The organism is Paenibacillus sp. LHD-38 (genome assembly GCF_031157315.1).
Lineage (GTDB): Bacteria > Bacillota > Bacilli > Paenibacillales > Paenibacillaceae > Pristimantibacillus.
In genome coordinates, this window is the sequence record NZ_JAVIFU010000013.1 from 123327 (window position 1) to 135275 (window position 11949).

Consider the following 11949-nt stretch of genomic DNA (forward strand, 5'->3'; position numbering starts at 1 on the left):
GCTAATTGTAAAGCGCTTTTTTCGATTCGATTCGTTTCAGCATGGCTACGCGCGTCCCGCCGTCTATCTTACTTGAAACTTCAAAACGGTCCATAAAGTTTTCCATTATCGTAAAGCCCATCCCAGAACGCTCAAGCTCAGGCTTCGATGTGTATAGCGGCTGCCGAGCAAGTTCCAAATCTTCAATGCCACGGCCATTATCCGACACGGTAATCGATACGGAATCACCTTCGATTTGGGCTTCAATTTTAACCTCGCAGGTGGGATCATTCTCGTAGCCGTGAATAATCGCATTCGTTACGGCTTCGGAAATCGCTGTCTTTAAATCATTCAGCTCCTCGAGCGTCGGATCGAGCTGCGACACAAATGCAGCGACTGCAATTCGTGCGAAGGCCTCGTTTTCCGATCGGGCGCTGAAGGAAAGCGTCATTTCATTAGATCCGTTCATGACACCACCTCCAAACTGGAAATTGCGTTTCGCTCATTATCATGTATCGTCAAAATCTTGAACAAGCCCGACATTTCGAATAAACGATGAACATTTGGATTCACATCACAGACGACCATCTTGCCACCCTTGCTCTTCACCTGCTTATACCGTCCCAAAATGACGCCAAGACCGGAGCTGTCCATAAACTGCAGCTCCTTCAAGCTGAGAATGACATGCTCGCTGCTCCCCCGGAGAATGGCTTCCTCCATCTTATAACGCACGACATCGGCTGTATGGTGATCCAACTCGCCCCGAAGCCTTACGATCAGCACATTACGGTATTGCTCCAATTCAGTTTGCAGACTCATTATGCTGTTCATCTCCTCTAGGTTTTTTCAAACATAAGAAAGAATAGGTCAATCCTGTATACCTTCCTTACATTCCACCGTGCAACACGGGCTGATCTGCGGTGAGTCAGAATCAGACAGTTACACTTGCCGAGATAGAACTAGCAATTCTCCAAATTGATGGCCTTTTCCTGCATGCCGACAAAACTAGAAGCATACCGCTAACAGCTGACAAAATGCGAGTTGTTTTCAGCATATATTCGCATGGATTACCGCATTATGTTACGAGAATAATCCCGAGACGGATCGCTTAAGTAATTTCCACCAGCCAGCACGCTCGACCGATAGCGGCGCGTCCACGTCAAATTCTTTAAGCACTTGATTGCCTTGGTAGACTACGAGCTTGCCGATTGGCTGACCAAGTTGGACCGGCGCTTTAAGCGGACCGTCGATTTTCAGCTCATACCGAATGTCCTTGGTTTGGCTGCCTTTCTTCAAAAGCACGCTGTAAGCATGTTTAGCAACGAGCGGCAGCTCAGGTGCCACACCCTTCTCTATTTGCAGTGTCCCCATGGATTCGCCCTCTTTAATAATCGAGTGATTCATATATTGCGCGAACGTATAATCAAACATTTGGGATACTTCAGCGTTGCGGGTCTTCGTGTCAGGCTCGCCCATTACAACAGCTATAACACGCATGTTATCACGCTTGGCAGTTGCCGATAGACAATACTTTGCTTCACTCGTAAAGCCTGTCTTCAAGCCGTCTGCTCCGCTGTAGAACCGCACGAGCTTATTCGTATTTACAAGCCAGAAAGGCTTCTCAGACGTTTTACGCAAGTAATCCTGGTAAAGACCTGTATATTTTGTAACCTCGGAATGCTTCAGAAGCTCTCTAGACATCACGGCGATGTCATGCGCTGACGAGAAATGGTTCGCTACGGGTAATCCGTTTGGATTAACAAACTGTGTATCGTTCATTCCAAGCTGTTGTGCCCGCTCATTCATCATCGCAACGAATTGCTGCTCTGTACCAGCAAGCTTCTCCGCCATCGCCACGGAAGCATCGTTCCCAGATGCCAAGGCAATACCTTTAATCATATCATCTACGGTCATTTCTTCTCCCGGTTCAAGGAAAATTTGCGAGCCGCCCATAGACGCAGCGTATTCACTCGTCTGGACCTTGTCAGAAAGCTTGATCTTCCCGTCATCCAACGCTTCCATGATCAGCAGCAGCGTCATGATTTTTGTAATGCTCGCCGGCGGCAGCTTATCATGACTATTTTTCTCGTAAATGACCGTGCCGCTATCGGCATCCATTAGAATGGCAGATCGCGCAGAAGGCGCCAGATTTGCGTTAGGTGCTTGATTGGAAGGCGCAGGTCCGGGAGCCGGCGTCGGCTCCACAGCAGCATAAGCAGCTGCTGGCAGCATGAGCGTGAATGCGAGAATAATTAAACATAGCTTGATAGAACGATTTTTCAACTAGATCTCCTCCTGAAAAGTTTTGTGAAGCAAAACTTACTTCGAAAGCATTCTCTTAAGTTTTGTGAAGCAAACGAAGATGCCACACAATTCGCTTATATTTCTCTTTTCAGTGTTGACTCATAATCTGGAAATTATTCCAAATAGCTAGAATGATTTGCACAACAAAAATCCGCCCCTATATAGGAGCGGATTACTTTTATGTTTCCAGAATTAATAACGTTGTACGCCCTCAGCTGTAATTACCGATAGTAGCAAAGCTCGCGGCTCAGGCTTCTCAGCTGACAGGGAATATGCCTGCCTTACTTTTACAGCTACTTCTTTTGTGGCTTCATCAGCGTTCCGAACATGAAGCAGCGCAAGGGTATCCCCAGTATTGACGGTGTCTCCTACCTTTTTTCGAAGCGTAACACCAACGGCATAATCAATTATTGCATCCTTCGTGGCTCGGCCTGCGCCTAAAAGCATTGCAGCCAAACCTAACTGTTCTGCTTCAATGGCGTTTACGAAGCCCGATCCTTCGGCTGTCACCTCGATGATGATAGGTGCCTGCGGCAGTCTAGATGGATCATCGACAATCGATGCGTCACCGCCTTGAGCGGCTATGAAAGCTTTAAATTTCTCTAAAGCGGCTCCGCTCTTAATCTGGTCGCGAAGGAGCTCCTTCGCAGACTCTACTGAATCCGACTTCCCGCCCAATACGACCATGTGAGCGCCTAATGTTAGACAAAGCTCCGTAAGATCATCTGGACCGTTTCCTTTGAGTGTTTCAATTGATTCCTGCACTTCAAGGGCGTTGCCGATCGCGAAGCCCAGCGGTTGATCCATATCACTAATGACAGCAGCCGTATTTCGCCCGACTTCCGTCCCGATATCTACCATCGCTTTCGCCAATTGCTCGGAATCCTCCAGCGTTTTCATAAACGCCCCGCTTCCCGTTTTTACATCAAGCACAATGGCGTCTGCCCCGGCGGCAATCTTCTTGCTCATGACTGAGCTTGCGATCAGCGGAATCGACTCCACCGTAGCGGTAACATCCCTAAGCGCATATAGTTTCTTGTCCGCAGGCGCGAGATTTCCGCTTTGACCAATAACAGATAATCCGATATCGTTCACCTGCGTCATAAACTTCTCACGGGAGAGCTCTGTACGAAAGCCTTCAATGGATTCAAGCTTATCTATGGTTCCGCCGGTGTGACCTAAGCCGCGACCGGACATCTTTGCAACAGGAATGCCTACTGATGCAACCAATGGCGCAAGGATTAAGGTAGTTTTGTCCCCAACGCCGCCTGTACTATGTTTATCCACTTTAATTCCGCTAATGGGACCGAGATCTACCTGATCTCCCGAATTAGCCATTGCCAGCGTGAGCGCAGCCGTTTCCTTCGCAGTCATTCCTCGGAAAAAGACAGCCATTGCCCATGCCGAGAGCTGATAATCAGGAATATCTCCGCGAGAATATCCGTCAATTAAAAAAGTTAACTCAGAAGCGGTCAGCTCGCCACCGTCTCTTTTCTTCTGTATTATGTCTACCGACCGCATATTTCCCTCTCCATTCGCCATTCCGTCGTTAACTAACTATAAGCGCGTCGCTCCCTCTGCACCTGGACAATAATCTCATCAAGTGATTGGCTAAGCATAATTACGTCCAAATGCTGAAGGCTTTCATTCAATAGAGCCGCTTCTACCATCTTTTTACGCAACTGCTCCATCTGTGTGATTAATTGCTTGTCCATATTCTTTGTCCACTCCATCTTCCTGTAATCAGGGACATTATACGACGAAACATAAAAAAAACACTGTCATATTGAGTCGACGGAATTATTACAATTGTGTTACAAAAAATATTACATAGCTGCTATCAACGCAGTAACAAGTCCCAAAAATTGGGACTTGACTCGTTCAGTCGTTTCCATTACTTCCGCATGTGACAACGGCTGATCCAAAATACCTGCGGCCATATTGCTTATACAAGAAATTCCGACGACCTCAATTCCCGAATGACGCGCAGCTATTACTTCCGCAACAGTCGACATTCCGACAGCATCGGCGCCAAGAACTCTCAACATTCGAATTTCTGCCGGCGTTTCGTATGTAGGACCAAGCAGTCCCGCATAAACTCCTTCACGCAGCGTGAAGCCTTGGGCTGTTGCAATATCGCGTGTAATTGCTCTTAATCGTTTGCTGTATGCTTCGGACATGTCAGGAAAACGTACGCCTAACTCATTATCGTTCGGTCCGATTAGCGGGTTTTTTCCCGTAAAATTAATATGATCGGAAATCAACATCAGGTTGCCTGCTTCATAATCGGTATTGATGCCGCCCGCTGCATTGGTTACAAGCAATGTCTGTACGCCCAATGCCTTCATGACGCGAACCGGGAAAGCTGTAAGCTCCGGACCATAGCCTTCATACATGTGAAAACGCCCGCGCATGAGCAGGACCGTTTTTCCCGAAAATGTTCCGATTAACAACTCGCCTGCATGACCCTCTACCGTCGAGATCGGAAAGTACGGAATGTCATGATATTGAATCGATACGGCATTTTCCAAGTGGTCACCTAATACGCCAAGCCCCGAGCCCATAATTAAGCCAATCTCCGGCCGCTGCTCTGTTTTTGCTTGGATATAGGCTGCCGCTTCTTTTATATGTGCTGCCGTTAGTCCTGGTGATGTAATTGTAGTCATTTCAATTCCTCCTAAAATAAATTCAGTAACTCATTAATATCCTAATCCGCTGTTTTTTAAGCTTGTTTTTCTACGATCAATTCCGAGAGGAAGCTTCTTCCATTCGGAGGTGCCTGAACACCGAAATTATCAGCTATCGTTGCGCCAAGATCCGAGAAGGTTGAACGAACTGGAAGTAGGCCCGGCTCATTAAACGCAGGGCTGTATAAAAGAATAGGTACATATTCACGGGTATGGTCCGTACCTGGATGCACAGGATCATTCCCGTGATCGGCTGTCACGATAAGAAGATCTCTCTCGCCCAATTGCTGCTCCAAAGCAGGTACCGCCTGATCAAATTCCTCTAATGCGGCAGCATACCCTTTTGGATCGCGGCGATGCCCGTAAAGGGAATCAAAATCAACAAGATTCGTGAACAAAAGACCTTTAAACGGCTGCTTAAGCTGCTCAAGCGTTTTTTCGATTCCATCGGCATTGCTTTTTGTAGGCGACGAAGCCGTTATGCCCTCTCCATCAAAGATATCATTAATTTTGCCAATCGCGATGGAGTCAAAGCCTGCATCCTTCAAAGCGTTTAATACGGTAGGCTGCGGTGGCTTCACTGCGTAATCATGTCGATTCGGTGTGCGCTTGAAAGCGCCAGGCTTGCCTATGTATGGCCTTGCAATGACACGGCCGACCGTAAAACGGTCATCCATGGTGAGCTCTCGGGCAATTTCACAAGCACGGTAAAGCTCTTCGAGAGGAATGACATCCTCATGGGCAGCAATTTGAAACACGCTATCTGCCGATGTATAGACGATCCAAGCGCCTGTTTCCATTTGCTCCGCTCCAAGCTCGTCCAAAATCTCTGTACCGCTAGCAGGCTTATTGCCGATCACTTTCCGTCCTGTGCGTTCCTCAAAGGGAATAAGCAGCTCTGGAGGGAAGCCTTCCGGGAAGGTTTGAAACGGAACCGTCAACTTCAGACCCATAAGTTCCCAGTGCCCAGTCATCGTATCCTTACCTACCGAAACTTCGGCCATTTTTCCATAATAAGCAGTTGAAGATTCGGTTGCTGGCTGCCAATCATGAATCGGAGCGATTCGGTCAAGTCCCCATTTTCTTAAATGCGGAAGCTTCGTAGTTTGTACACTCTCCACGATATGACCAAGCGTATGGGAGCCTAAATCCCCAAATGTCTCCGCATCAGGAAGCTCGCCAATCCCCACGCTATCCAACACAATTACCGTGATGCGATCAAATTTCATATGTATGATTTCCTCCTCTGTGTCTAATCCATCCTTGCTCCCCTGCCTTATGCGCGCGGATGAGCACGGTTATATGTATCCTTTATACGCGTTGTGGATACCTGCGTATACTTAAGCGTAGTCGAAATGTCGGCATGTCCGAGAAGCTCCTGGACCGCTCTAATATCCGCCCCGTTATCCAGTAAGTGCGCAGCTACAGAATGCCTAAGGGTATAAGGGGTAATATCCTCATTGATTCCCGCTTCCTTCGCATGCTTCTTTATCGTCTTCCAAAACCCTTGTCTTGTCAAACGCGTACCTAAATGATTTAAGAATAAAGCAGATTCCGATTCTCTTTCCGTCAATAATTCAGTTCTTCCCGAATCGAGATAATCAGATAATGCTTTTGCCGCTAACCGCCCAAAAGGAACGATTCGCTCCTTAAGGCCTGTGCCAATACATTGAATAAATTCCAGCTGCATGTTGATATGTTCAATATTCAGTGCCACAAGCTCAGACACCTTAATTCCCGTGGCGTAAATGAGCTCCAGCATCGCTTTATCACGTTTTCCTGCTGCGCTGGCACTGTCAGGCGTCTCAAGCAATGTGCTGGTGACAGCGACACTCAATATGCTTGGAGGCTTTTTTTCCTGTTTAGGCGCTTCCATATAGATTGACGGGTTAGACAAAAGATAGCCCTGAGCGACTAAGTAGTGAAAAAAAGCCCGGACAGAAACAATATGTCTTGAAAGCGTCGCAGCTTTTCTACCCTGCTCCTTCAAATGAAGCATATACCTTGAAATAAGATGTCTTTGTACGGCAGTTATGTCATTAATCCCTTGCTCCTGCACATAATGAATAAACTGATTCAAATCCCGTTCATAAGAAGATAGTGTATTTTCGGACAACCTTCGTTCCGTTCGCAAATAATGTATATAGTGATTTAAATGAGCTTTCATTGGACTCCCTTTCACTTAAGACACACGGCATGGTTAACCATGCTTTTCTACAAAAATATTCAACATTCGACTCTATTAATCCTGCTTGCATGGATTTTCTGTACAATCTGCACAACAAGCTACTCGCCATACCAATAAAACCATCGGAGCCGATCAGCAACATCTTTGCTATCAGGTGAATCCGGATCTGTGAGAAAAACCTTCATCGCATCCCCTTTCGGTTCACGATAAGGATGTACAGGCGATATTGCATCCGCAAGCCAGCGGTAGCCGCCGGTGACAACGAAAAGCAATACGGTGAAAACCACAATAAAAACGATACGGCTCGTCCATCTGCGGATCGAAAAAACCATACAAACCAGCCCCCTTAGCATGCCGATACGATTGTTCGTCCGTATCACCATATGTGGAGGCTGGCACGAATATGCCATTAATCCTGCAAACCTTCGTAAGGCACGCTGTCCAACCATTTCTCAAGCGGTACATACGGAAGACCGGTTGCTGCGGCAACAGGCTCGTAGGTCACTCTGCCCGCATGTGTATTCACACCTTTTTGCAAAGGTATGCTTTTTCGAACAGCTTCCATGCCATGGCTTGCCAAATCGAGCGCATAAGGTATCGTTACGTTCGTTAAAGCAAACGTAGATGTCCGTGGCACTGCTCCCGGGATATTAGCAACCGCATAATGGACTACGCCATGCTTGATGTAGATTGGGTCCTTGTGCGTTGTCGGCCGATCGACTGTCGCGATAGAGCCGCCTTGATCAACCGCAACGTCTACGATAACCGAGCCTTTCTTCATGGCTTGCACCATGGGCTCCGTTACCAAATGAGGCGCGCGCGCTCCCGGTATGAGAACCGCTCCAATGAGTAAATCAGCTTTGGAAACCGCTTCGGCAATATGGTAAGGACTCGACATCAGCGTATGAACTCTCCCGCCAAAAATGTCGTCCAAATATCTCATTCGGTCAGCGCTTCTTTCCAGAATGACGACATTGGCCCCCATGCCTAATGCGATTTTTGCAGCATTTGTTCCCACAATCCCGCCGCCTATAATTACAACCTCTGCTGGCGGTACACCAGGCACTCCTCCAAGCAGTACGCCTCTCCCTCCATTAAATGCTTCTAGGAATTGCGCCCCTACTTGAACGGACATTCTTCCCGCCACCTCACTCATTGGAGTTAAGAGCGGCAGACTGCCATTGGCCAGCTGAATCGTCTCATAAGCAATCCCCGTGACACCTTTATCAATCAGCGCCCTCGTTAATTCGGGCGCTGCTGCCAGATGCAAATACGTAAACAGCAACAGTCCCTCGCGAAAATAAGCAAACTCCTCCGCAAGCGGTTCCTTCACCTTCATAATCATTTCGGCACGATCCCAAACCTCCGCAGCGGACATGATAATCTCGGCACCCTCACGTAAATAATCACTATCTTCAAATCCGCTGCCGCTGCCCGCCCCAGATTCCACAAGCACTTTATGTCCGGCAGAAGAAAGTACGGTTACGCCTGCAGGGGTTAAAGCAACTCGGTACTCACTTTGTTTGATTTCCTTAGGGACTCCCACAATCATATCTAATACCTCCATCAGGTTTCTTCTAATCAAGCGGCATAAAATATCGCTTTCTATGTTGTATGAGAGTGCGAGACGGAATGATCGTCCATTTGGAGAAGAGCAATGGCAAAATGTTCGCTCAGCATTTGTTACGTTTCTATACTTTGTTATATTTCAAAAAATATGTGCGCTCGTGCAACAATCATATATGTGTAAAATGGCTAATCCCATTGACTATGTAAGAAAATGTTTGAATGTTGGTTCCTTATAAAATGCCAAAACGGCTTTGCCGTCCAGTTATGCTGGGCAGCCAAGCCGTTTAAGTTTGATTTTCATTAGGGTTAGCGATATCGTTTTTCTCTTTGCAACGACGACAAATGCCTTGAAAGTCAAGACGATGGTCGATGACAAAAAATCCGTACTCCTGCTCTAGCCGTTCTTCTAATGGCAAAAGCCAATCTTCCTTAATCTCATCCATTGATCCACATTGCACACATATTAGGTGATGGTGATGATGCTTGTTGCTGTCCGTACGCAGATCGTACCTGGCTACCCCATCGCCGAAATTCAATTTTTCGACAACATGCATTTCGCTTAGCAATTCCAATGTCCGATAAACCGTTGCAAGTCCGATTTCCGGGGCCTTATCCTTTACTAGCATAAATACATCTTCAGCGCTCAGGTGGTCGTCTTCGTTCTCTAACAAAACACGCACCGTTGCTTCGCGCTGCGGGGTTAATTTGTAGCCCTGCGACTGCAACTGTTGTTTAATTTTCTCAATCCGGGCTTCCATGATTTCCCCCCTACCACATGTCTGCGCCTATTTCAGGAAACGTTACCTCTCATTATAGGTGCTACCATGCAGTAAAGTCAAACATTTTGGTGTCAGATTGTGGCACTCGCAGACGAAAGCAGCGGTGAAACCCAGCTGATTAATGCAGGTGAAATATACGCTTCAAACAGGGCTGCGCCCGCAAAAAAAATTAGCATCAGTATGGCCGTAGACGTAAAGGAGCCCAGCTGGGGAGCAAGCTCCCCCTTCTGCATAAGAAGCCTATTTTTGATAACAAACATGGAGAACGAAATCGCAGCTGCACTCATAATGACCATTGCCGGAACAGCTATCATGTTTTGCGGGGCAATCGAGACCAATGAAAATAGTACGCCTTTCCATGCATATTGATTGATGAGTGTTCCTACCGAAAATCCGACCAGTGCTCCCTTCAAGAAGTTAAGGGCTAGCACCCCCGGTATGCCGACAACTGTGATGCCCAAAAGCCACAATAACAGCAGCCATTTGCTGTGGAAGAAAAAACGATCCCAAAAGGAATGGACCGCACCTGAACCAATGCCGTCATTCATGAGCTGTACATATTGATCGACGTCTTGTGCAAGCTCCTGCTGCTGCTCAAGCGTAAGAGCATTGACCATTAACGCTCCGAAAATAACGCCCACGACAAAAAGTACGGATACGAATACATACAATGACAATTGGTTTTTTATCATGGTCACCAAACCTTTCACGAATGTGGAACCCAGCCCTTTATAAAGGATTTCTCCCTGCCCTCAAGGGTTATTATTTTTAAGAGCTTTTCTAAGAGCTTTTCTAAGAGCTTTTCTAAGAGCTTTTCTAAGAGCTTTTCGAACCCACCCAAACCCTCCCTTCCAAGGGAGGGCCCCAAGGGTTGCACCCTCTGGACACCCGCAACTCGACTAACGTTGTTGTTCATCCGGCACGTGTAACCTTTGTTTGAGGCGGATCGCTTTCGTCCCTGCGGGACACGCTTAACGTTTGATGGACGAGATTGGGCTACTTTTACGGGTTGATTACAAAATACATCTAAAAGTTTCAACCTCACCCAAACTTCCCTTCCAAGGGAGGGCCCCAAGGGTTGCACCCTCTGGACACCCGCAACTCGACTAAAGTTGGTGTTCATCCGGCATGCGTAACTTTTGTTTGCGGTGGATCGCTTTCGTTCCTGGGGGACCGCTTAACGTTTGATGGACTATGCTGGATCTGCGGATGAAACCTTTCGTTATCAATGAACACGATTTACTAGATATAACGGGAATTTCTCCAGCTATTTCGCTGGTATCAGCTGAATTTATGCAATTAACTGGAAAAACTCCTTCTAAAATTAATCGGTTGATCCAATTTGGCATATTCCAGCTCATTTAGCTGCAATTTTCAAGTTATTTTCTAACGAACTACATCTGCTGTTCTCAAAATTGAAATTTATAGATAAAACTAAACTTGGAGTCTATTTTATTTTCATCTATTTCAATAATCAGCGATTTCCTCATATGGGTAAGACATCGAAATCACACAAAAAGGGGTTGTCTTTTTTATTGTATTGTATGAAGAGTTATAGCGGGGTATGACGGGTATGTAGATAGAAAAGAAGGTCGGCTACAGCCGACCAGTTAGATTATATAGTTTCCAAGCATAGACAGCCAAAATCGTTTTCGCATCACTGATGCGACCCTCTAGTATGTAGGCTTCGGCTTGCTCTAGCGTAATGGCTTCAACTCTGAGATCTTCATCGTCGTCCGGGTTTTGCACGCCTTGCTCTACCTTGTCCGTGAAATAGATATATAGTTTCTCATCCGCGAAACCTGGGGAGGTGTAAAACGCGCTCAATAGCTTCAGTTCGTTGGAGCGGTAACCCGTCTCCTCCTCAAGCTCGCGAGCTGCAGCTGTTAACGGATCTTCTCCAGGGTCTAGCTTGCCTGCAGGAATTTCGATTTGAAATTTTTCAAGCGGTTTGCGAAATTGCTCAACCACAAGGAGCTTTCCGTCTAATAATGCCATAACGGCAGCCGCACCGGGATGCTTCACGATTTCTCTTGTCGCTGTTCTGCCATCCGCAAGCGTTACGGTATCAACCTGCAGAGTTATCATTTTACCTTCAAATATAGGCTCAGTATGAATGGTTTCTTCACGCCATAGAACAGTCGGTTGTTGCTCTTCCAATCGTAATCTCTCCCTTAATTGTTGTGTGTTTACTACGCATAACTTGTCCTGCCGCTGCATAACTATCATTATATCAAATCGACAGGGGCGAATAATATGAAACAATACATTGCGTTGAATCATTTACGATTAGTTGGCAAAGGTTGGGAAATTAGGCATCAGCTGCGCAAACTTTCAGCTTCATCTTTATCCAAGACACCTATGTCCGAATATACAGGCGTTATCAGCGTGCGCCGTGTTCCTTTAGAAAAAACAAATTAAATACGTCTTATAAAGCCAAAAG

At 46.6% G+C, this 11949-nt stretch carries 15 protein-coding genes; 1 reads left to right on the plus strand and 14 read right to left on the minus strand.

The genetic code is table 11. From position 1 onward, the window contains the following. Position 1: 1 nt before the first annotated feature. From spoIIAB to RCO25_RS13620, 14 genes are all read right to left on the minus strand, one after another. Positions 2-448 carry an anti-sigma F factor gene (gene spoIIAB / locus RCO25_RS13555; RefSeq protein ID WP_308996679.1) on the minus strand — a complete coding sequence of 149 codons (447 nt, stop codon included), beginning with the start codon at positions 446-448 and terminating at the stop codon, positions 2-4. Next, positions 445-798, minus strand: coding sequence for an anti-sigma F factor antagonist (gene spoIIAA, locus RCO25_RS13560; RefSeq protein ID WP_308996680.1), 354 nt, complete (start codon positions 796-798; stop codon positions 445-447). Before spoIIAA ends, spoIIAB begins: the two co-directional genes overlap by 4 nt. Positions 799-1059: 261 nt before the next feature. Next, the gene (locus RCO25_RS13565) at positions 1060-2211 is read right to left on the minus strand and encodes a D-alanyl-D-alanine carboxypeptidase family protein (protein ID WP_308996743.1); all 1152 of its coding nucleotides are present in this window, start codon (positions 2209-2211) and stop codon (positions 1060-1062) included. Positions 2212-2475: 264 nt separating this feature from the next. After that, positions 2476-3804, minus strand: a complete 1329-nt coding sequence (locus RCO25_RS13570; protein ID WP_308996681.1) for a pyrimidine-nucleoside phosphorylase — start codon at positions 3802-3804, stop codon at positions 2476-2478. A gap of 32 nt (positions 3805-3836) precedes the next feature. Continuing rightward, a complete protein-coding gene (locus tag RCO25_RS13575; protein WP_308996682.1) occupies positions 3837-3998 on the minus strand; it encodes an aspartyl-phosphate phosphatase Spo0E family protein in 162 nt (53 codons plus the stop codon). A 111-nt stretch (positions 3999-4109) separates the two neighbouring features. Then, positions 4110-4949 (minus strand): purine-nucleoside phosphorylase, encoded by an 840-nt coding sequence (locus tag RCO25_RS13580; RefSeq protein ID WP_308996683.1) that lies wholly within the window; start codon positions 4947-4949, stop codon positions 4110-4112. A gap of 56 nt (positions 4950-5005) precedes the next feature. Continuing rightward, entirely contained in the window at positions 5006-6199 is a 1194-nt protein-coding gene (gene deoB, locus RCO25_RS13585) for a phosphopentomutase (RefSeq protein ID WP_308996684.1), read from the minus strand. 47 nt (positions 6200-6246) lie between these two features. Beyond that, on the minus strand, positions 6247-7137 hold the full coding sequence (xerD, locus tag RCO25_RS13590) for a site-specific tyrosine recombinase XerD (protein ID WP_308996685.1): 891 nt from the start codon (positions 7135-7137) through the stop codon (positions 6247-6249). A gap of 119 nt (positions 7138-7256) precedes the next feature. Continuing rightward, positions 7257-7490 (minus strand): DUF4227 family protein, encoded by a 234-nt coding sequence (locus RCO25_RS13595; protein ID WP_308996686.1) that lies wholly within the window; start codon positions 7488-7490, stop codon positions 7257-7259. Between the two features lie 77 nt (positions 7491-7567). Next, positions 7568-8710, minus strand: a complete 1143-nt coding sequence (ald, locus tag RCO25_RS13600) for an alanine dehydrogenase (RefSeq protein ID WP_308996687.1) — start codon at positions 8708-8710, stop codon at positions 7568-7570. 301 nt (positions 8711-9011) lie between these two features. Continuing rightward, the gene (gene fur, locus RCO25_RS13605; protein WP_308996688.1) at positions 9012-9485 is read right to left on the minus strand and encodes a ferric iron uptake transcriptional regulator; all 474 of its coding nucleotides are present in this window, start codon (positions 9483-9485) and stop codon (positions 9012-9014) included. A 92-nt stretch (positions 9486-9577) separates the two neighbouring features. Next, positions 9578-10198 carry a stage II sporulation protein M gene (spoIIM, locus tag RCO25_RS13610; RefSeq protein ID WP_308996689.1) on the minus strand — a complete coding sequence of 207 codons (621 nt, stop codon included), beginning with the start codon at positions 10196-10198 and terminating at the stop codon, positions 9578-9580. Between the two features lie 14 nt (positions 10199-10212). Continuing rightward, entirely contained in the window at positions 10213-10422 is a 210-nt protein-coding gene (locus RCO25_RS13615; protein WP_308996690.1) for a hypothetical protein, read from the minus strand. Positions 10423-11102: 680 nt separating this feature from the next. Next, positions 11103-11666 carry an NUDIX hydrolase gene (locus RCO25_RS13620; RefSeq protein ID WP_308996691.1) on the minus strand — a complete coding sequence of 188 codons (564 nt, stop codon included), beginning with the start codon at positions 11664-11666 and terminating at the stop codon, positions 11103-11105. 96 nt (positions 11667-11762) lie between these two features. Here RCO25_RS13620 and mciZ point away from each other — a divergent pair, with 96 nt between their 5' ends. Continuing rightward, complete coding sequence (gene mciZ / locus RCO25_RS13625) at positions 11763-11927, plus strand: Z-ring formation inhibitor MciZ (RefSeq protein ID WP_308996692.1); 165 nt, start codon at positions 11763-11765, stop codon at positions 11925-11927. Positions 11928-11949: the final 22 nt, after the last annotated feature.

Coding starts and splice junctions, on each gene's coding strand:
- spoIIAB (WP_308996679.1), bottom strand. CDS start 448: ATGAACGGATCTAATGAAATGACGCTTTCCTTCAGCGCCCGATCGGAA.
- spoIIAA (WP_308996680.1), bottom strand. CDS start 798: ATGAGTCTGCAAACTGAATTGGAGCAATACCGTAATGTGCTGATCGTA.
- RCO25_RS13565 (WP_308996743.1), bottom strand. CDS start 2,211: ATGCTGCCAGCAGCTGCTTATGCTGCTGTGGAGCCGACGCCGGCTCCC.
- RCO25_RS13570 (WP_308996681.1), bottom strand. CDS start 3,804: ATGCGGTCGGTAGACATAATACAGAAGAAAAGAGACGGTGGCGAGCTG.
- RCO25_RS13575 (WP_308996682.1), bottom strand. CDS start 3,998: ATGGACAAGCAATTAATCACACAGATGGAGCAGTTGCGTAAAAAGATG.
- RCO25_RS13580 (WP_308996683.1), bottom strand. CDS start 4,949: ATGACTACAATTACATCACCAGGACTAACGGCAGCACATATAAAAGAA.
- deoB (WP_308996684.1), bottom strand. CDS start 6,199: ATGAAATTTGATCGCATCACGGTAATTGTGTTGGATAGCGTGGGGATT.
- xerD (WP_308996685.1), bottom strand. CDS start 7,137: ATGAAAGCTCATTTAAATCACTATATACATTATTTGCGAACGGAACGA.
- RCO25_RS13595 (WP_308996686.1), bottom strand. CDS start 7,490: ATGGTTTTTTCGATCCGCAGATGGACGAGCCGTATCGTTTTTATTGTG.
- ald (WP_308996687.1), bottom strand. CDS start 8,710: ATGATTGTGGGAGTCCCTAAGGAAATCAAACAAAGTGAGTACCGAGTT.
- fur (WP_308996688.1), bottom strand. CDS start 9,485: ATGGAAGCCCGGATTGAGAAAATTAAACAACAGTTGCAGTCGCAGGGC.
- spoIIM (WP_308996689.1), bottom strand. CDS start 10,198: ATGATAAAAAACCAATTGTCATTGTATGTATTCGTATCCGTACTTTTT.
- RCO25_RS13615 (WP_308996690.1), bottom strand. CDS start 10,422: ATGAACAACAACGTTAGTCGAGTTGCGGGTGTCCAGAGGGTGCAACCC.
- mciZ (WP_308996692.1), top strand. CDS start 11,763: ATGAAACAATACATTGCGTTGAATCATTTACGATTAGTTGGCAAAGGT.